Genomic DNA, 19,589 nt, shown 5'->3' on the forward strand with positions numbered 1-19,589 from the left:
AGCGGCCATACTGGCACTGTGGACGAGGAACTGCACGAGATGGTCCGCGCGGTCGTGCGCGAGATTCCCCGCGGCCGGGTCGCGACCTACGGTGACGTCGCCGACATCGCCCGCGCGCCGTCGCCCCGCCTGGTCGGGCAGGTGCTCAACCAGGACGGGCACGACCTGCCGTGGCACCGGGTGCTGCGCGCCAACGGCACGTGCGCGCCCCACATCGCCGACGAGCAGCTGCAACTGCTGCGCGAGGAGGGCGTGGCGGTCGACGGGGGCAAGGTCGACCTGCGCACGTACCGCTGGGAGGACGCGGTCAAGGAGAAGGCCGACGAGCCCCCGGCCCTGTTCTGACCCGCGCCTCGACCCGCGCCACCTCGGACTCGACCTCGGGGTCGCGCGTGATCGCGGCGGCCAGGCGCAGCTGCGGCAGCGCCTCGGCGTGCCTGCTCTGCCTGCTGAGCGTACGGCCGAGCAGCAGGCGCGCGTAGCCGTCGGACGGGTCGAGGTCGACCAGCGCGGTCAGCACCCGTTCGGCCTTGCCCAGCGCGGCGGACTGGAAGTGCGCCAGCGCGAGCTCGGTCAGCACGGTCCGGTCGGCCGGCGCGTGCTCCGCGGCCTCGGCCAGGTAACGCGCCGCGCCGCTCGGGTCGCCGGACGCGCGGAACATCCGTCCCTTGCGCAGCAGTTCGCGAACGTCGGTCATGACAGCTCCTCGTCCGCCGCGGTGACGTGCGGCACGTGCGTGACGCCCAGTCGCCCGGCTTGGAAGTCTTCGACGGCTTGCAGGATCTCGGCCCGCGTGTTCATCACGAACGGCCCGTAGCGCGCGACCGGCTCGCGCAGCGGCAGCCCGCCCAGCACCAGGACGTCCCACGTCGTGTCGGCCCGCATGGTGAGCGCGGCGCCGTGGTTCTCGAACACGGCCAGCCGACCTTCGTCGAGCGGGCGGTGGTCGGCGCCGACCGTGCCGCGACCGGACAGGACGTAGACCATCGCGGTGAAGTCCTCCGGCCACGGCAGGGTCAGGTGGGCGTGCGGGCTGAGCGTGGCGTGCAGGTAGGTGATCGGCGTGTGCGTCATGCCGGGGCCTTGGTGCCCCGCCACGTCACCGGCGATCACGCGGACCAGCGCGCCGCCGTCGTCGCTGGACAGCAGCACGGTGTCGGCCGCGTTGATGTCCTGGTAGCGCGGCGGCGTCCACTTGGCGGCCTTCGGCAGGTTGACCCACAGCTGCACGCCGTGGAACAGCCCGCCCTGCGCCACCAGTTCCTGCGACGGCAGCTCGGAGTGCAGCACGCCGGAACCGGCGGTCATCCACTGCGTGCCACCGTTGGTGATCACCCCGCCGCCACCGGTGGAGTCCCGGTGCTCGAAGACCCCGTCGATCATGTAGGTGACGGTCTCGAAGCCCCGGTGCGGGTGCCAGGGCGCGCCCTTCGCCTCGCCGGGGCCGTACTCGACGGCGCCCATGTGGTCGAGGAGCAGGAACGGGTCCGCGTCGGCGAGCTCCACGCCCGGGAACGGGCGGCGGACCTGGAAGCCCTCGCCTTCGAGGAACCGCTGCGCCCGCACGACCCGGCGCACGCCGCGCCACTCGGTCGCGGCCTCGGGCAACCGGGGCAGGCGCGGCAAGGTCAGGGTGTCGGCGGTGACGGCGGGCATGACTGCCTCCTCGGACGGTGACCGCCCGGGTTCGGCGGTCTCACCCGCGTCAACCTGGTTGAACCCTCAACTATTCCGGGCCCGTCGTCGCACGCCCGCCGACACCCGAGCGTTGAACTCGGGTGTTCCGAACGTAGGACACGCGCGGTCTGGACGTAGGACTCACGCGCCGTGAACGTAGGACTCTCGCGGTCAGGCCACGTCTTGGAAGCAGCGCGCCTCGTAGTAGCGGAGGAGGACGGCTTCCACGACCCGCAGGTGCGCGCCGATGGGCGCTGCCACGACGGCCGCGCCCGAGTCGGCGACGACCCGGTGGAAGAGGCCGGGGGCCAGCAGCCACGAGGCCACGGCCACGCGACCGGCGGCGGAGGCGACCACGTCGGAGATGCGGGGTTCGGCGGTGGCGGCGTAGCCGATGGTCACCGGGCCGACCCGGCGCGACAGCGCGGTGGCCACGGCGCGGACGTCGGCCAGGGCGCGGGGATCCGACGAGCCCGCCGCCGCCAGCACCACCGAGTCGCCCGGCGTCCACCCGGCCTCGGTCAGCCGCGCCAGCAGCGCGGGCAGCAGGGCCGGACCGATCGGGTCCGTGATCACCGCGTCGGGGTGGCCGGACGCCTCGACCTGCGCCGGGATGTCCACCCGGACGTGGTAGCCCGCGGCCAGGAACGCGGGGACCACGACGGCCGGGCCCGAGATGGACTCCAGCACCGAGGTCACGTCCGGCTGCCGCACGTCGGCGTAGGCGACCCGCACGGGCACGCCACCCAGCCGCGCCCGCACCAGGGACGCGATCTCTTCCACGACAACGGCCCCGGCGGGGTCACGGGTGCCGTGCGCGACGAGGACCAGGGTCATACGGCCACCCCGGCGGGGTCCATGGCCAGGCGGTAGCCGCGCTTCACGACGGTGGCGACCATGCGCGGCTCGCCCAACGCCGAGCGCAGGCGGCCGATGGCGGTCTCCACGGCGTGCTCCTCGCCGCCGCTGGGCAGCGCCGCCAGCAGGTCGCGCCGGGACACCACCCGGCCACGGGCGGCGGCCAGCACGCGCAGCACGGCCATCGGCGCGGGCGGCACGGGGCGCAGTTCGCCGTCCACCACCACGGCCTGGCCGCGCAGTTCGATGTCCCGGGCCGCGATCCGCAGCCGCGTCGCCCTGGCGGGCAGCTCCAGCGCGAGCTCACGCGCCAGCGCGCCGATCCGCGCCCGTGCCGGCTGCACGACGGGCACGCCGGCCGCGACCAGCGGTCCGGCGGTGATCGCGCCGACGCCCACCACCAGCACTTCCCGGCGCAGCAACGAGATCAGCTCGGTCTGCTTGCCCATCGCCTCCGCCACGCGCAGCACGGAGGCCGCGGCCGGCGCGCTGGTGAACGTGAGCGCGTCCACCTGGCCGGCGAGCACGGCCTCCAGCAGCCGTTCCAGCGGCGCGGGGTCGGACGGGCCCGTCCAGCGGTAGACGGGGACCTCGACGACCACGGCGCCGGCCGCGCGCAAGGTCGACGTGAACTCCGGCAGCGGCTCGCCGTGCAGCTGCACGGCGATGCGCCGACCGGACACGCCGGCCCGCAGCAGGTGGTCGAGCAGCTCGGCGTTGCTCTCGCCCTCCGGCGACCACGCCTCCACCAACCCGGCTGCGCGCACCGCGCCCCGCGCCTTCGGCCCCCTGGCCAGCACCCGCGCCCCGGACAGCCTGGTCAGCAGACGCGCGCCGAGCCCCCAGCCCTCCGCGGCCTCCACCCAGCCGCGGAAGCCGATGCCGGTGGTGGCCACCACGACGTCCACCGGCTCCTCCACCACGGCCTTGGTCGCGGCCAGCAGCTCGGTGTCGTCGGGCAGGGGCACGATCCTGATGGCGGGACCGTGCAGCACGGTCGCGCCCTTGCGCTCGAGCAGAGCCGAGAGCTCGTCGGCCCGCCGGGCGGCGGTCACCCCGACCGTGTACCCGGCCAGCGGGGCGGCGTTCACGGTGACCCGACCTGGATGACGCCGTCGGCCACGACCACGGGGTGCACCGGCACGCCGGTCGAGGGGTCGTCCAGGCACTTGCCGGTGGAGAGCTCGAAGGCCTGCTTGTACACCGGTGACACGACCACCGGCACGCCGCCGCGGTCGCCGACGATGCCGCGCGACATCACGGCCGCGCCGCTGAACGGGTCGATGTTGCCCAACGCGTGCACGGTCCCGGCCGAGGTGAGGAACACCGCCACCTGGGAACCGTCGGGCAGCAGGGCCGCCACCCCGCGGTCGGGCTGCAGGGCGCTCAACTCGCACACAGGTGTCATCGGGAAACCTCCGCCTGGCCGACAGTGGGAACGCCCAACAGGACCGGCACCTTCTGGCCGCGCTCCTCGCGGAACGTGATCGTCGGGTCGGGCGTGCCGGGCGCGTTGACGAACGAGGTGAAGCGGGACAGCTTCTCCGGGTCCTCCAGCACACCGCGCCACTCGTCGGCGTAGTTGTCCACGTGCTTGGCCATCGCGGCTTCCAGGTCGGCGCAGATGCCGAGGCTGTCGTCGACGATGACGTCGCGCAGGTGGTCGAGCCCGCCTTCCAGCGACTCGATCCACGTCGACGTGCGCTGCAACCGGTCCGCGGTGCGGATGTAGAACATCAGGAACCGGTCGATCAGCTTGATCAGGGTCTCGGTGTCCACGTCGGACGCGATCAGGTCGGCGTGGCGCGGGGTGAAGCCGCCGTTGCCGCCGACGTAGAGGTTCCAGCCGTTCTCGGTCGCGATGATGCCGAAGTCCTTGCCCCGCGCCTCGGCGCACTCGCGCGCGCAGCCGGACACGGCGGACTTGAGCTTGTGCGGCGACCGCAGGCCGCGGTAGCGCAGCTCCAGCGCGATGGCCAGCGACACGGAGTCCTGCACGCCGTAGCGGCACCACGTGGTGCCGACGCACGACTTCACCGTGCGCAGCGCCTTGCCGTAGGCGTGGCCGGACTCGAAACCGGCGTCCACCAGGCGCTTCCAGATCAGCGGGAGCTGGTCGACGGTCGCGCCGAACAGGTCGATCCGCTGCCCGCCGGTGATCTTGGTGTAGAGGCCGAAGTCGCGGGCGACCTCGCCGATGACGATCAGCTTTTCCGGCGTGATCTCGCCGCCGGGGATGCGCGGCACGACCGAGTAGGTGCCGTTGCGCTGCATGTTGGCCAGGAAGCGGTCGTTGGTGTCCTGCAGGGCGGCCTGCTCGCCCTCCAGCACGTGCCCGTTGTCCAGCGACGCGAGGATCGAGGCGACGGCGGGCTTGCAGATGTCGCAGCCGTGGCCGCGACCGTGCCGGGAGACCAGCTCGGAGAACGTGGTGACGCCGGTGGAGCGGACGACCTCGAACAGCTCGGCGCGGGACTGGTCGAAGTGCTCGCACAGCGCCTTGGACTGCTCGACGCCGCACTCGGACAGCAGCTTCTTCAGCATCGGCACGCACGAGCCGCAGCCGGTGCCCGCCTTGGTGCAGGACTTGATGCCCGGCACGTCGACGGCCTCGCCGGAGTCGACCACGTCCACGATCTGCTGCTTGGTGACCGCGTGGCACGAGCACACCTGCGCGTCGTGCGGCAGGGTCAGCTCGACGCCGCCCTCCGGCCCGATCAGCGCGACCGGGTCGCCGGGCACGGGCCTGCCGACCAGCGGCCGCAGCGACGCGTACTTGGACGCGTCGCCGACGAGGATGCCGCCGAGCAGGGTCTTCGCGTCGTCGGACACCACGACCTTGGCGTAGGTGCCGGCCACGGCGTCGTTGACGACGACCTCCAGCGCGCCCTCCTGCTTGGCGTGCGCGTCGCCGAACGAGGCCACGTCCACGCCGAGGAGCTTGAGCTTGGTGGACATGTCCGCGCCCGGGAACTCGGCGGCGCCGCCGAGCAGGCGGTCGGCGACCACCTCGGCCATGGAGTAGCCCGGCGCGACCAGGCCGTACACCATGCCGTCGAGGTTGGCGCACTCGCCGATGGCGTAGACGTGCTCGTCGGAGGTGCGGCACGCCTTGTCGACGATGATGCCGCCGCGCTCGCCGACGGTGAGGCCGAACGAGCGGGCCAGCTCGTCGCGCGGCCGGATGCCCGCGGAGAACACCACGACGTCCAGGTCGAGCTCGACGCCGTTGGACAGCTTGGCGATGAGCCGCCCGCGGTCCTGCTCGATGGAGGACGCGGACGTGCCGGTGTGCACGGTCAGGTCCAGCTTCTCGACCAGGCGCTTGAGCAGGCCGCCGCCACCCTCGTCCACCTGCAGCGGCATCAGCCGCGGGCCGAGCTCGACCACGTGCGGCGAGATGCCCATGCCGCGCAGCGCGTTCGCCGCCTCCAGGCCGAGCAGGCCGCCGCCGAGCACCATGCCCGCATGCCGGCCCGCCGCGCGCGCCGACTCGACCGTGGCGCGGATGCCGTCCAGGTCGTCGATGGTGCGGTAGACGTGGCACCCGGGCAGGTCACGGCCGGGCACGGGCGGCACGAACGGCACCGAGCCGGTGGCCAGGACCAGCGCGTCGTAGGGCTGCACCCGGCCCTTGGCGGTGCGCACGACCTTGTTGTCGCGGTCGAGGTGCACCACCTTGTCGTCCAGGTGCAGCTCGACGGCGTCGTCGTCGTGCGGCGCGAGGCTCAGCGACCCGGCGTCCCAGTTGTCCACGTAGGACGAGAGCGCGACCCGGTCGTAGGCCGGACGGGTCTCCTCGGCGAACACGACGATCCGCCACTGACCGGTCACGTCCTTCTCGCGGAGGGCCTCCACGAGCCGGTGACCGACCATGCCGTGACCGACCACCACCAGCGTTCGCGTCATGGGACCAATCCCTTCTTCCGCCCAGGTCAATGCTCACCGGGCACCGTGTCGTGCCAAGGTCGCGAATGTTGCGCAGGCGTTAAAGCAGCCTCACGCCGCACTTCAGAGGGTTGTGTGCGTCACACGCCGGCGTAGGCGAGGCTCGGCACGCGCGCGAACACCCGTCGCCGCATGTAGAACCACCAGGTGGTGGCCATGCAGAGGCCGTAGAACACCAGGAACGCGGTGAGCGCGGGCGCCAGCGTCTTGCTGCCCTCGAGCGAGAACTTGAACACCAGGTTGACCAGCACGCCGCCGAACGCGCCGATCGCGCCCGCGATGCCGACCACGGCCGCGGCCTGCCGCTTGGCCGACGGGACGTCCGCGGTCTGCGCCATGAAGATCGCCGGGATCATCCGGTAGGTCGAGCCGTTGCCGACGCCGGCCAGCACGAACAGCGCGATGAACGAGCCGAAGAACAGCGCGAAGCTGCGGATCTCGATGCTGACCAGCAGGCTGACGGTGCCGGCGGCCAGGCCGAGGAACACCGCCATGGTCATCCGCGCGCCGCCGAACCGGTCGGCGAGCCACCCGCCGAACGGCCTGCTCACCGAGCCGATGAGGGCGCCGAGGAAGGCCAGGCCGACGAAGCTCTTGTAGTCGACGAAGCTGAGCTTGATCAGCGACGGGAACGCGAACGAGAAGCCGATGAACGAGCCGAACGTGCCGATGTACAGGAACGACATCACCCACGTGTGCTTGTTCGACATCGCCTTCTTGTACGACGTGCCGTCCGGCTTGGCCTGGGTGAGGCTGTCCATGAGCAACCACGCGCACGCCGAGGCCACGATGATGAACGGCATCCAGAACAGCGCCGCGTAGGCCAGGTTGATGCCCGTGCCGAGGGAGATGACGATCGGCACGACGAGCTGCACCATGGCCACGCCGAGGTTGCCGCCCGCCGCGTTGAGGCCGAGCGCCAGGCCCTTCTTGCCCTCCGGGTAGAAGAACGAGATGTTCGCCATGGAGGACGAGAAGTTGCCGCCGCCGAAGCCCATCGCGGCCGACGTGAGCAGGAAGAACCAGTACGGCGTGCCGGGGTTGCTCACCGCGATCGCCAGCATCGTGGTGGGGATCAGCAGCAGGCCGGCGCTGATCGTGGTCCACGCCCGCCCGCCGAACTTCGGCACCGCGAACGTGTAGGGGATGCGCAGCACCGCGCCGACCAGGTTCGGCACGATGAGCAGCCAGAACGTCTGGCCGACGCTGAAGCTGAAGCCGACGGAGCCGAGGCTCACGACCACGATGCTCATCAGGCTCCACACCGTGAAGCCCAGGTTCTCCGCCAGGATGGAGAAGACCAGGTTCTTGCGGGCGACCTTCTTGCCGGTCGTCTCCCAGAACGACGGGTCCTCCGGCTCCCAGTGCTCGATCCACCGACCACCGCGTTTGGCCTGAGGCGCAACGCCCTTGGTCTCCATCACCGTGCTCATTGGACCCTCCTGGACACCGATTTCCCGTTGCAGGAACCGTAAGAACGGTCCGTTACCCCGACGTTCGGACAGGTGTCGTCGGCGGCAACTCCCGCGCACATCAAGCGGATTGGGGCTGTGAGGCGGCGAGCCAGTCGACGATCCCGCACACCGCGTCCTTGCAGCCCCCACAGCCCGTGCTGGCCCGCGTGACCTCGGCGATCGAGGACAACGTCGTCGCGCCGCCGCGCCAGGCGCTGACCAGCTGGCCCTTGCTGACCGTGTTGCACCGGCACACCACCGCGGACGCGGGCAGGTCGGCGGGGCTGGCCTCGTTCTCGGCGGGCAGCGCGCGGCCCAGCAGCAGCGCGAGCCGGTCGGTCGGCGCGGGCAGGCCGCGGTCGAACAGCTGGGTGATGGCCGCCGCCGCGTCCGGCGCGCCGAGCACGATCGCGCCGGTGACCTTGTCGTCGCGCAGCACGAGCTTGGCGTACCGGCCGCGCGCCGGGTCCTGGAAGCACAGCACCTCGTCGTCGACCGAGTCGACGCCCACGTGCACGTCGCCCAACGCGGCCAGGTCGACGTCGCGGGCCTTGAGCCTGGTCACGACGGTGGTGCCGGAGTAGCGGGCGGCCGGCGCGACGCCGGTGAGCCGGTCGGCGAGCACGGCCGCCTGCTCCCACGCGGGCTGGACCAGGCCGGACACCGTGCCGACGTGCTGGGCGCAGTCGCCGATGGCGTGCACCCTGGGGTCGCTGGTGCGCAGCGCGTCGTCCACGAGGATGCCCCGGTCGACCTCGATGCCCGCCTGCTCGGCCAGCGAGGTCTCCGCGCGCACGCCCGCCGAGACGACGACCAGGTCCGCGGGCACGTGCGTGCCGTCGTCGAGCTCCAGCCCGTCGCCGGGCGTGTACTTCGCGGCCAGCACGCCGAGCCGGAACTCGATGCCCAGGCCGTTCAACGTCGTGGCGAGCACCCGGCCCGCGCCCGCGTCGAGCTGCCGTTCCATCAGGTGCTTGACCGGGTGCACCACGGTGACCAGGCAGCCCCGGCCGGCCAGGCCGCGCGCGGCCTCCAGCCCGAGCAGCCCGCCGCCGAGCACCGCGACCGGCGTGCCGGGCGAGGCCTTGGCCACGATCTCGGCGCAGTCGTCCAGCGAGCGGAACGCCACCGCGCCGGGCGCGAGGGCGCCGTTGCCGTCGAGCAGGCCGGGCGTCGGCGGCACCCACGACCGCGAGCCCGTGGCCAGCACCAACGCGTCGTAGGGCACCTCGGTGTCGTCGACGTGCACGACCCGGCGGGTGCGGTCGATCTTGCCGACCGCGCTGCCGAGCCGCAGGTCGACGTGGTGCTTGGCGGCCCAGTCGGGGTCGTGCAGCCGCACCGCGTCGGGCGTCAGCGACCCGGCGACCACGCTGGACAGCAGCACCCGGTTGTACGCGTGGTGCGACTCGTCGCCCAGCACGGTCACCGAGACGCGTTCCGCCTTCGGGTCGCGGCGCCGGATCTCGTCGGCCAGCCGGGCGCCGGCCATGCCGTAGCCCACGATGACAACGTTCCTCATAGCGACTCCAATCGGACCGCGCACACCTTGAACTCGGGCATCCGGCTGGTCGGGTCCAGCGCCGGGTTGGTCAGCAGGTTCGCCCGGCCCTCGCCCGCGTAGTGGAAGGGCAGGAACACCACGTCGATCCGCATCGACGGCACGCAGCGCACCCGCGCCACGGTCCGGCCGCGCCGCGAGACGACGGCCGCCATCCCGCCGTTGTCCAGGCCCGCCCTGGTCGCGGTGTCCGGGTGGACCTCCACGTACGCCTCGGGCTCGGCCTTGTTCAGCTCGGGCACCAGCCGGGTCTGCGCGCCGGACTGGTAGTGCTGGAGCACCCGGCCGGTGGTCGCCTGCAACGGGTAGTCGGCGTCGGGCACCTCCGCGGGTCCGCGGTGCTCGACGGGCACGAACCTGGCCAGGCCGTCGGCGTGCGCGAAGCGGTCGAGGAAGGTGCGCGGCGTGCTCTCCTGGACCACGGGCCAGTGCAGGGCCTCGCCGTCGCGCAGCCGCTCGTAGGTCACGCCGGAGTAGTCGGCGACGCCGCCCTTCGACGCCTGCCGGAGCTCCTCGAACACCACCTCCGGCTCGGTCGGGAACCGCTCGGCGGGCTGCCCGAGCCGGGTCGCCAGGCCGCGCAGCACGTCCAGGTCGCTGCGCACGCCCTCCGGCGGGGCCACGGCCACCTGGCGCAGCAGGATCCGGCCTTCGAGGTTGGTCATCGTGCCGCTCTCCTCGGCCCACTGCGTGACCGGCAGCACGACGTCGGCGACCGCGGCCGTCTCCGACAGCACCAGGTCGGCCACGACCAGCAGGTCCAGCGCCTTGAGCCGGTCGGCGACGTGCTGGGAGCGCGGCGCGGAGACGATGACGTTGCTGCCGAACACCAGCAGCGCCTTCGGGCCACCGGGCTGCCCCAGCGCGTCGAGCAGCTCGTAGGCCGAGCGGCCGGGTCCGGGCAGGTCGTCGACGCCCCAGACGTTCATGATGTGCTCGCGGGCCGCCGGGTCGTCGATCTTGCGGTAGCCGGGGAGCTGGTCGGCCTTCTGCCCGTGCTCGCGCCCGCCCTGGCCGTTGCCCTGGCCGGTGAGGCAGCCGTAGCCGGAGTACTTCCGGCCGGGCAGGCCCAGCGCCAGCGCCAGGTTGATCCACGCCGACACGGTGTCCGCGCCGCTGGCGTGCTGCTCGGTGCCGCGGCCGGTGAGGACGTAGGCGTTGTGCGCCTCGGCCAGGATCCGCACCGCCGCCCGCTGGTCCGCGACCGGCACGCCGGTGACCCGCTCGACGCGTTCCGGCCACCACGTGGCGGCGATGCGCCAGGCGTCGTCGAAGCCGGTGGTGCGCTCGGCCAGGTACTCCTTGTCCAGGTAGCCGTCGGCCACGGCGGTGTGCAGCAGGCCGAGCGCCAGCGCGAGGTCCGTGCCGGGCGCGGGCTGCAGGTGCAGGGTGGCCAGCTCGGCGGTGGGCGTGCGCCGGGGGTCGATGACGATCAGCTCGGCGTTGCGGAGGTGCTGCACGAACGGCGGCATGGTCTCCGCCGGGTTGCCGCCGACCAGCAGGATCGCGTCCGCGCGGTCGAGGTCGGTGACGGGGAACGGCATGCCGCGGTCCAGCCCGAACGCCTTCAGGCCCGCGGCGGCGGCGCTGGACATGCAGAACCGGCCGTTGTAGTCGATCTGGGACGTGCCCAGCGCGACCCGGGCGAACTTGCCCAGCAGGTACGACTTCTCGTTGGTCAGCCCGCCGCCGCCGAACACGCCGACCGAGTCCGGGCCGTGGGTCTCGCGGAGGTCCTTGAGCTTGGCCGCCACGAGGTCCAGCGCCTCGTCCCAGGTGGCGGGCCGCAGCTCGCCGTCCCGGCGCACCAGCGGCGTGGTCAGCCGGTGGGGCGAGGTCAGCAGCTCGGCCGACGTCCAGCCCTTCTGGCAGAGCCCGCCGCGGTTGGTCGGGAACTCGCGCGGCGACACCTTGCCGTTCTCGATGGACATCGCGCACTGCAGCGCGCAGTACGGGCAGTGCGTGTCGATGCTCGCGGAGGCGGTCACGAGCCCGACGGTAAGAAGCGGCTGTTAACGGCAGCACGTGGAATGTTTCGTCCACGCGAACTTCACAGCTCAGGGGACGCGCGGTGAGGGTGAGCTCACAGCAGGTCGACGACGAGTGCCGCCGTTCGCTCCAGTCCCGCGAGAGATTGTCTGCTCGAACGGGGGTGCAGCGCGTGGACCGCGAGGCGGAACAGGGTCGCCCGCAGGAGGATTTGCGGCCACTCGTCCAAATGCGCCCAGCGCTGGAGCAGGCCGTGATCCGCGCCACCCCAGGACAGCGCGTCCACCACGACGACCGCCGCGCCGTACGGCGCCGGCCGCCAGTAGGCGACGAAGTCGATGATCGCCGGGGCCGCGTCGCCCGCGAACAGCACCGTGCCGAACAGGTCGCCGTGCACGACCTGGGGCTTGAGCGCGACGGGCTTGCGGTAGGCGGCGGTCAGGTCGAACAGCCGGCCGCCCAGGTCGGGGTCGAGGTCGGCCTTCTCCTCGTCCCACGCGCAGCGGTCGGCGGTGGCGAACAGGTCGACGCGCGCGTCCAGGAACCGGGGCTTCGGCAGCTCGGCGGTCGCCCGGTGCAGCTTGACGGCCACGTCCACGACCTCGTCGTGCCGCGGCTCGGCCCGACCCGAGAGGTACTTGGTCGCCGCCCAGCCGCCGACCACGTAGCGGCCGTCGGTGGAGCGCAGGGGCCTGGCCACGCGCACGTTCTCGACGTCGAGCGCGTCGAGGGTCTTGGCCACCCAGGTGGCCTCGGCCGGCTTGCCCGCGGGCCGGATCGCCGCGTCGCCGCAGCGCCACACCGGGCCGCCGTCGATCAACTCCGGCTCGGCGTCGCGCGCGCCGAACGCCGCGCGCACGTGCGACGGTGGCGGCTCCGGAGTGGTCACGGCCGGCACGCTACCTGCACCGGGCCTTCCGTTGGTGGACCTCGGGCGTTCGAACACGTGGTGTCCACGCATTCGGCCTAACCGCATTATTGCGGTCTCAACAGGGGGATTTGTGCTGTGACTGAAGCCACGCACGCCGCGTTCGCGCTCGCCGTGCACCGCGCACTGCCCGCCGGCAACCGCTGCTGGTCGCCGTTCTCCGTGGCCGCGGCGCTGTGCCGGGCCGCGGGCGTGGCCGGCGAGGACACCGGGCCCGCCGTGGCCGACGTGCTGCGCGCCGACGTCGACCGGACGGCGAAGCTGCTCGCCGTCGCGGCCGACGAGCCAGCCGTGACTTCGGCCGACACCATCTGGGTCGACCCGGCCGCCCCGGCGGCGCAGCACCCGGACGTGCGGCGGCTCGTGCTGGACGAGCACGCGCACGTCGTGATCAACGAGGTGGTGCGCGAGCTGACCCATGGCCTGGTCCGGCAGGCCGTCCCACCCCGGGCGATCACGCCCGGCACCCTCGCCGTCCTGGTCAACGCGCTGCACGTGAAGGGCGCGTGGGCGGAGGACTTCCCGGAGGAGGACACGCGGCCCCGCAAGTTCCGGGCCCCGTCGGGCAAGCGGATGGTGCCCACGATGCGGCGGACCGGCGCATCGGGTTACGCCGCGCGGCACGGCTGGCAGTCCGTGCTGATCCCGTGCGAGGAGGCGTTGGACGTCGTCGCCCTGCTCCCCGACCAGCCCCTGGCGACGGCGGAGCTCGACGGGGAGGCGCTCGCCGACCTGATCACCGGGGTGCGGTTCACCGAGGTCGACCTGTACCTGCCCAAGGTGGACCTGGAGGCGGGCTCGGCACTGGTCGAGCCGCTGCGCGCGCTCGGGGCGGGCCCGCTGTTCGACTCGTGGCTGCTGGTGGAGCAGGTGCTGCACCAGGCGAAGCTCACGCTCGACGAGCACGGGGTCGAGGGCGCCGCGGCCACCACGATGATCGCCGCGATGGGCTGGCACGACCCCGGGGAGGCCCTGGTGGTGCGGTTCGACCGGCCGTTCCTGCTGGCCGTGCGCCACCGGGGCACGGGCCTGCTGCTGTTCCTGGCCGAGGTGACCGAGCCGTGAGCGCCCGACGCCGGGGTGGCCCCTGGAGGCCGCCCCGGCGTCGGTTGTCAGCTCAGTAGGTCGGAAGGGAGGGGTCGACCTCGCGCGCCCAGGCGAGCACGCCGCCGCCCACGTGCACGGCGTCCTTGAACCCGGCCTGGTGCAGCACGGCCAGCGCCTCGGCGGAACGCGCGCCCGACTTGCAGTGCAGCACGACCTGCTTGTCCTGCGGCAGCTCCGCGAACGCCTCACCCGACAGGATGCGGTCCTTCGGGATCAGCACCGAGCCCGGGATCTTCACGATCTCGTACTCGTGCGGCTCGCGGACGTCCACCAGCAGGAAGTCCTGGCCGCTCTCCTGCTTCTGCTTCAGCTCCAGCGGCGTGATCGTGTTGCCCGCGGCGGCCTGCTGCGCGTCGTCGGACACGACACCGCAGAACGCCTCGTAGTCGATCAGCTCGGTGATCTTCGGGCTCTCCGGGTCCTTGCGGATCTTGATGGTCCGGTAGGACATCTCCAGGGCGTCGTAGACCATGAGCCGGCCGAGCAGCGGGTCGCCGATGCCCGTCAGCAGCTTGATCGCCTCGGTCACCATGACGGAGCCGATCGACGCGCACAGCACGCCCAGCACGCCGCCCTCGGCGCACGACGGCACCATCCCGGGCGGCGGGGGCTCCGGGTAGAGGTCGCGGTAGTTCAGGCCCTGGCCGTTGGGCGCGTCCTCCCAGAACACGCTGACCTGGCCCTCGAATCGGAAGATCGAGCCCCACACGTACGGCTTGCCCAGCAGCACGGCCGCGTCGTTGACCAGGTACCGGGTGGCGAAGTTGTCCGTGCCGTCCAGGATCAGGTCGTAGTCGCGGAAGATGTCGAGCGCGTTCTCCGAGTTCAGGTGGGTCTGGTGCAGGACCACCTTCACGAACGGGTTGATCTCGGCCACCGAGTCCCGGGCCGACTCGGCCTTGGGCTTGCCGACGTCCGACTGACCGTGGATGACCTGACGCTGGAGGTTCGACTCGTCGACGACGTCGAAGTCGACCACGCCGAGCGTGCCGACACCCGCCGCCGCGAGGTAGAGCAGGGCCGGGCTGCCCAGGCCACCCGCGCCGACGACCAGGACCTTCGCGTTCTTCAGCCGCTTCTGCCCGTCGACCCCGACGTCCGGGATGATCAGGTGGCGGCTGTAGCGCGCTACTTCTTCCTTGGTCAGCTCCGCTGCGGGCTCCACGAGCGGCGGAAGCGCCATCTGAGTCCTCCTCGACGAAACATGTCCTGTACCGACGGACAACACCAGCCTGCCCGTCCGTCTTCCCCGATGGGAAGTCGTCCCAAGGCTCGGGACGGGCCTTACTGCGGTGCGACCGGGAAGGGGTTGGGGGTGCACACCAGGCCGTTGGCCTCCACGGCGTAGCGGTTGGACGAGTCGACCTGGTTGAGCTGGGCGACGTAGTCGTTGGCCACCCCGAACGACTGCTGCATCATCACCGGCGCGGCCTTGCCGTTCTCCTTGCAGCCCTCGTGCGGGTTCTTCAGCACGTGGCCGACCTCGTGGTTGATCGCGTACGTCCGGTACGCGCTGAGGTCGCTGCCGTAGACCTTGCCGCCGCGCACCCACCGGGACGTGTTGATGATGACCCGCTTGGTCCCGTCGTGCCAGCACGACGACTCGAACTTGATCGAGTAGCCGCACAGGGCGTGGGTGGTGTTCGTGGTGGTCAAGCTCACGGTGAAGTCGACCGGTCCGCCCTCGACGCGCTGCATGGACACCTGACCGGTGCCGATCCAGCTGCGCGGGTCGGCCAGGATGCCGTCGACGGTGCGGGCGAACGCCTCGCGGTCGCCGTTGTAGTCCGACGGCTCCACGCCGTCCTCGATGGCGATCGCGTACCGGTAGAGCCTGCCGCCGGTACCCGCCGGCTGGGTGCCGCCCGGCACCACCGCGAACGTGCCCGCGCCCTGCTCGGAGTACTTCGGCCCGTCCGGCAGCTGCGCGGTGGGGAAGTTCTTCAGGTCGATGTCGCCCGGCGGCCTCTCGGTCGCCTCGGGCGGCCCGGTGGTGGTCGACGTCGCGGACGAGCCGGTGGTGGGGTTGGTCTCGCCACCGGCGGACGTCGAGGGCGCGGCGGTGTCCAGCACGACCAGGGCCGTGAGCACGAGCAGCACGGGAATGGCGTAGATCCGCCAGCCGTAGCCCGCGATCAGGCCCTTCACACCCCTGCGGCGCTTGCGGCGCCTCCGGCCTGCCGGTTCCCAGGCCGCGGCCAGCGGCTCGGCGCCGGTGCGGCGCGTGCCGCGGCGGTAGCGGTCTTCGGACAGCGGCGGCCGGTCATCAGAGGACGGCGCCGTGTCACGCGCGCCCTGCGACGTCCGGTTCACGCCAACCAGGGTGCCACAACCGCACCACGGCGGCGGACTGCAGGTGACCTGCGCGTCACCGGTCGGCTGAACCGATCACGGGTCACCACGCCCCCCGCTCGACCGCCTCCCACATGCCCGCCACGGCACGCGCGACCGACACCGGCCGTTCCATCTGCGCCACGTGCCCGGTGCGCGGCAGCACGTACAGCCGGCCGCGCGGGATCAGCCTGGCCACCCGCGGCGCCTTGCGCACGCTGACCAGCCGGTCCTCCGTGCCCCACACGACCAGCGTCGGCGCGGTGATCTTCGGCGGCAGCAGCCACATCGACCTCGACCTCGGGACCAGCCACGAGCGGATCAGGTCGACGGTGCTGGCGCTGAGCGCGTTGCCGGCCCACGCCTGCGCGGACCGCTCGGTGTACTCCCGCTCGCTCTGCTCGATCCGGTTCGCCGGCACCGAGTGGGGCTCGGCGAAGCACAGCCGCAGCATCTGGTGGGTGCGCTCACGCGGCGTCATCGCGGCCAGCTGCGCCTGCACCCGCGGGCCGACGACCGGCAGGAACGCCAGCGGCAGCCGCCGGTCCGACACCCGGCGCAGGCTCGGCCGCAGGTCCGGCACGGCCGGCGAGACCAGGGTCAGGGTGCGGACCAGGTCGGGCCGGGTGGCGGCGACCATCAGCGTGATCGCGCCGCCCATGGAGTTGCCGAACAGGTGCACCGGGTCGGGGCCGAGCGACTCGATGTACTCGATGACCACCCTCGCGTGGGTGGCCATCCGGAAGTCGTAGCCGTCGATCGGTTCGGAGCGGCCGAAACCGGGCAGGTCCAGCGCGTGCCCCTCGACGTGCTCGCGCAACTGCGCGGCCAGGTCGGTCCAGTTCGTCGCCGAACCGCCCAGCCCGTGCACGTAGACGGCCCTCGACCCGGCCGGTCCCTCGGTGCGGCGGACGTGCACGCTGTGCCCGCCCACCTCGACGTAGTCACCAGGCCACGGCTGGATCGTTGTGTCCAGCGGAGGTAGCGGCGCGGTGGACAGGGGCACGTGGGTGAGGGCGGTCCTGCGGGCCTCCAGCGTCTCGGTCACCACCCCAGGATGCCTGGCCGGGCGTCCTACGAAACGGGAAGCATGCTTGGAACGCTGCTACCAGCGAGTAAGGTTGCCGACGAGCCGGAAGGGCAACCCCTTTCCCGGTTCCGCGAAGTGATTGGTTGGCTGGAGGCACCATGACGGAGACGGCCCAGACTGCGGTCGGGCACCACGGCGGCGCGGCGGGGCGGGGTGTGCGGCTCCCGCGAACCGCTCGGCGTGCCCAGTTGCTGGCCGCGGCGCAGGACGTGTTCGTGACCAACGGCTACCACGCCGCCGCGATGGACGAGATCGCGGAGCGCGCGGGGGTCAGCAAACCGGTCCTCTACCAGCACTTCCCCGGCAAGCTCGAGCTGTACATGGCGCTGCTGGAGTCCCACGTGGACGAGCTGGTGAACCGCGTGCGCGGTGCGCTGGCGTCCACGACGGACAACAAGCAGCGGGTGAAGGCCGCGGTCGCCGCGTTCTACGACTTCGTGGACGGCGAGGGCCAGGCGTTCCGGATGGTGTTCGAGTCGGACCTGCGCGGCGAGCCCGCGGTGGCGCGCGCCGTGGAGCGGGCGACGACGGACAGCGTGGAGGCCATCACCGACACGATCACCGCCGACGCGGGCCTCGACGAGCACCGCGCGCGGTTGCTCGCGGTCGGCCTGGTGGGGTTGTCGCAGGTCACGGCACGCGCGTGGCTCGCGGACGACCGGAAGCTCGCGAAGGAGGACGCGGTCGCCCTGATCTCGAACCTCGCCTGGCGGGGCATCGGCGGCGGCTTCCCCCTGCAGCACTGAGCCGTGCGGTGAGGGCCGTCCCCGACGACGGCCCTCACCGCAGTCACAGCAGCGCGACCTGCCGACTTCCAGGCGGCCTCGCCGACCTGCCGGAGGCGGGTCAATGCAACGCCGTGATGTGTGCTGCGACTTCCTCAGCCCGCTCCAGGGGCAGCATGTGGCCGGCGCCCAGGTGGATCACCAGCTCGGCGTGCGGCAGTTCGTCGGCCAGCACGCGCGCGTGCCGCAACGGCGTCAGCCGGTCCTCCGCGCCCGCCAGCACGACCGTCCGGATCCCCGCCAGCCCGGCCAGCGCCTTGCGCCGGTCGTGCTCGTCGAGCGAGTCCCGGAACCCGACCATGCTCACCGGGTGGCAGCGGCCGACCATCGCGGCCGTCATCGCCACGTCCCGCCACGACGGCCGCTTGCCGAACAGCAGCCACCGCAGCCCCGGCCGGACCACCTCGGTGCGCTTGAGCAGCTCAGCCCGGCGCAACCGGACGATCTGCCGGTTGACGGCCTTCTCCCCCGCCACGAACGCCCGGCCGAACGGCCCCGGCAGCCCCAGCGTCGACCCGGCGAGTTCACCCGAAGAGGTGGCGATCAGGACGACGCCGTCGACGCGGTCGAGCAGCATGGGGTGCTGCTCGGCCAACGCCATGATCGTCATGCCGCCCATCGAGTGACCGGCCAGCACGAGCCGCCCGGTCGGCACGCGGGCCGCCACCAGCTCGGCCAGGTCGTCCGCGCACCGCGCGATCGTCGCCGTCCCGACCGGCGCGGGCGCCGAGCCGCCGTGACCCCGGTGGTCGTACCGCAGCACGCGTCCCGGCAGCGCCGGCGCCACCGGGTCCCACGACGTGTGGTCCAGCGTCCAGCCGTGCAGCAGCACGGTGGTCACCTCGGCCTCCGGCGGCCCGCTGTCCACCACGTGCAGCGCCGTGCCGTCGGAGGTCACGAACCGCTGGTCGGACGCCCGCGGCGCGTCCACCCGAGCCCTCATCCGAGCAGGAACGAGCGGCGCCACGCGCGCATGCCCGGCTTGCCGACCAGCCCGACCTCGTCCAGGAACTTCATGATCCGCTCGCCCGACCAGCGGATGCTCTCCTGCCAGTGCGGGTTGCCCAGCGCGGCCTTGTGCGCCTCGTCCTTGTCCAGCCCCACGGCCGCGTACACGTCCGGGTTGATCAGCGACCGGGTGATGAACATGGACGTGGTCGCGAGCAGCCACCGCTGGTAGGGCAGCTCCTTCTTGGTCAGCTTCGCCATGCCGCGCACGACCTCTTCCCGCGCGAACCGCACGTGCCGGGCCTCTTCGAGCACGTGGATCCGGTTGACCATGCGCACCAGCGGCTGCACGGTCTCGTCGGCCATCGTCTCGCGCTGCAACCGGTCCAGCATCTCCTCGGCGACCAGGATCGACCCGTACAGGGCGGGCCCGTAGCCGATCACCGGCAGCAGCTTGCCCAGCTGGTAGGTGTACTGGCGGGGGCCGTAGGGCGGGCAGCCGATCGTCTCGACCATCCGGGCGAACATCGTCGAGTGCCGGCACTCGTCGGCGACCTCGGTCAGCGCGTACTGCGCGTGCTTGGTCGTCGGGTCCGAGCGGTAGACCTCCTTGAGCAGCATCTGCATCAGCAGGATCTCGAACCACAGGCCGACGCTGGCCACGCTCGCGACCTCGTGCCGGGACAGGTCGACGCGCTGCTCCGGGCTCATCCGGTCCCACAGCTCGGTGCCGTACAGCGAGCACCGGTGCTCCGGCGTGTACCGCAGGCCGTCGACCAGCGGTGCGGACCAGTCGATGTCGACCTCGGGGTCGTAGAACTTGTCGGCCGAGGAGTTGAGCAGGCGCTCGGCGGTCTTCTCGCGGTCCGCGACCTTCAAGGCCTTCGTCATCGGTGGTCCCTCCCGGGGAGAG

At 72.3% G+C, this 19,589-nt stretch carries 18 protein-coding genes; 3 read left to right on the forward strand and 15 right to left on the reverse strand.

What is annotated here, in order from left to right; translation table 11 throughout:
• Positions 1-18 precede the first annotated feature (18 nt).
• A complete protein-coding gene (locus LNK82_RS13095) occupies positions 19-345 on the forward strand; it encodes an MGMT family protein (protein ID WP_230567232.1) in 327 nt (108 codons plus the stop codon).
• Here the strand turns inward: LNK82_RS13095 and LNK82_RS13100 are convergent.
• The 10 genes from LNK82_RS13100 to LNK82_RS13145 all read right to left on the reverse strand — a co-directional run bounded on the left by LNK82_RS13100 (position 308) and on the right by LNK82_RS13145 (position 12,376).
• The gene (locus LNK82_RS13100) at positions 308-697 is read right to left on the reverse strand and encodes a tetratricopeptide repeat protein (protein WP_230567233.1); all 390 of its coding nucleotides are present in this window, start codon (positions 695-697) and stop codon (positions 308-310) included. The two genes, LNK82_RS13095 and LNK82_RS13100, sit on opposite strands and share 38 nt — an antisense overlap.
• Positions 694-1,656: a pirin family protein gene (locus LNK82_RS13105; protein WP_230567234.1), complete on the reverse strand. Its 963-nt coding sequence runs from the start codon at positions 1,654-1,656 to the stop codon at positions 694-696. The genes LNK82_RS13100 and LNK82_RS13105 overlap by 4 nt, the downstream gene beginning before the upstream one ends.
• A 192-nt stretch (positions 1,657-1,848) precedes the next feature.
• Entirely contained in the window at positions 1,849-2,514 is a 666-nt protein-coding gene (locus tag LNK82_RS13110) for a sirohydrochlorin chelatase (protein ID WP_230567235.1), read from the reverse strand.
• A complete protein-coding gene (locus tag LNK82_RS13115) occupies positions 2,511-3,626 on the reverse strand; it encodes a uroporphyrinogen-III synthase (RefSeq protein ID WP_230567236.1) in 1,116 nt (371 codons plus the stop codon). The genes LNK82_RS13110 and LNK82_RS13115 overlap by 4 nt, the downstream gene beginning before the upstream one ends.
• Positions 3,623-3,943 carry a nitrite reductase small subunit NirD gene (nirD, locus tag LNK82_RS13120; protein ID WP_230567237.1) on the reverse strand — a complete coding sequence of 107 codons (321 nt, stop codon included), beginning with the start codon at positions 3,941-3,943 and terminating at the stop codon, positions 3,623-3,625. The genes LNK82_RS13115 and nirD overlap by 4 nt, the downstream gene beginning before the upstream one ends.
• Positions 3,940-6,444 carry a nitrite reductase large subunit NirB gene (nirB, locus tag LNK82_RS13125; protein WP_230567238.1) on the reverse strand — a complete coding sequence of 835 codons (2,505 nt, stop codon included), beginning with the start codon at positions 6,442-6,444 and terminating at the stop codon, positions 3,940-3,942. Before nirB ends, nirD begins: the two co-directional genes overlap by 4 nt.
• Positions 6,445-6,563: 119 nt before the next feature.
• On the reverse strand, positions 6,564-7,916 hold the full coding sequence (locus LNK82_RS13130) for an MFS transporter (RefSeq protein WP_230567239.1): 1,353 nt from the start codon (positions 7,914-7,916) through the stop codon (positions 6,564-6,566).
• Between the two features lie 100 nt (positions 7,917-8,016).
• Positions 8,017-9,459 carry an FAD-dependent oxidoreductase gene (locus LNK82_RS13135; protein ID WP_230567240.1) on the reverse strand — a complete coding sequence of 481 codons (1,443 nt, stop codon included), beginning with the start codon at positions 9,457-9,459 and terminating at the stop codon, positions 8,017-8,019.
• Entirely contained in the window at positions 9,456-11,429 is a 1,974-nt protein-coding gene (locus tag LNK82_RS13140) for a molybdopterin oxidoreductase family protein (RefSeq protein ID WP_230567452.1), read from the reverse strand. The genes LNK82_RS13135 and LNK82_RS13140 overlap by 4 nt, the downstream gene beginning before the upstream one ends.
• Before the next feature lie 152 nt (positions 11,430-11,581).
• Positions 11,582-12,376 carry a TIGR02569 family protein gene (locus LNK82_RS13145; protein WP_230567241.1) on the reverse strand — a complete coding sequence of 265 codons (795 nt, stop codon included), beginning with the start codon at positions 12,374-12,376 and terminating at the stop codon, positions 11,582-11,584.
• A 117-nt stretch (positions 12,377-12,493) separates the two neighbouring features.
• On the opposite strand from LNK82_RS13145, the gene LNK82_RS13150 reads away from it, so the two are divergent.
• Complete coding sequence (locus LNK82_RS13150) at positions 12,494-13,480, forward strand: serpin family protein (protein WP_230567242.1); 987 nt, start codon at positions 12,494-12,496, stop codon at positions 13,478-13,480.
• 52 nt (positions 13,481-13,532) lie between these two features.
• On the opposite strand, the gene moeZ is transcribed toward LNK82_RS13150, so the two are convergent.
• The 3 genes from moeZ to LNK82_RS13165 form a co-directional block, all read right to left on the reverse strand.
• Positions 13,533-14,705, reverse strand: a complete 1,173-nt coding sequence (gene moeZ / locus LNK82_RS13155) for an adenylyltransferase/sulfurtransferase MoeZ (RefSeq protein ID WP_230567243.1) — start codon at positions 14,703-14,705, stop codon at positions 13,533-13,535.
• A 101-nt stretch (positions 14,706-14,806) separates the two neighbouring features.
• On the reverse strand, positions 14,807-15,835 hold the full coding sequence (locus LNK82_RS13160) for a DUF3152 domain-containing protein (protein WP_230567244.1): 1,029 nt from the start codon (positions 15,833-15,835) through the stop codon (positions 14,807-14,809).
• 82 nt (positions 15,836-15,917) lie between these two features.
• Positions 15,918-16,901 (reverse strand): alpha/beta fold hydrolase, encoded by a 984-nt coding sequence (locus LNK82_RS13165; protein WP_230567245.1) that lies wholly within the window; start codon positions 16,899-16,901, stop codon positions 15,918-15,920.
• 140 nt (positions 16,902-17,041) lie between these two features.
• Here LNK82_RS13165 and LNK82_RS13170 point away from each other — a divergent pair, with 140 nt between their 5' ends.
• Complete coding sequence (locus LNK82_RS13170) at positions 17,042-17,689, forward strand: TetR/AcrR family transcriptional regulator (RefSeq protein WP_053716225.1); 648 nt, start codon at positions 17,042-17,044, stop codon at positions 17,687-17,689.
• Between the two features lie 100 nt (positions 17,690-17,789).
• On the opposite strand, the gene LNK82_RS13175 is transcribed toward LNK82_RS13170, so the two are convergent.
• Together LNK82_RS13175 and LNK82_RS13180 are read right to left on the reverse strand one after the other, a co-directional pair.
• Positions 17,790-18,671 (reverse strand): alpha/beta fold hydrolase, encoded by an 882-nt coding sequence (locus LNK82_RS13175; protein WP_230567246.1) that lies wholly within the window; start codon positions 18,669-18,671, stop codon positions 17,790-17,792.
• Complete coding sequence (locus LNK82_RS13180) at positions 18,668-19,567, reverse strand: AurF N-oxygenase family protein (RefSeq protein WP_230567247.1); 900 nt, start codon at positions 19,565-19,567, stop codon at positions 18,668-18,670. Before LNK82_RS13180 ends, LNK82_RS13175 begins: the two co-directional genes overlap by 4 nt.
• Between the last annotated feature and the right edge of the window lie 22 nt (positions 19,568-19,589).

Origin of the sequence: Saccharothrix luteola (assembly GCF_020859565.1) — a bacterium.
Classification (GTDB): Bacteria; Actinomycetota; Actinomycetes; order Mycobacteriales; family Pseudonocardiaceae; genus Actinosynnema; species Actinosynnema luteola.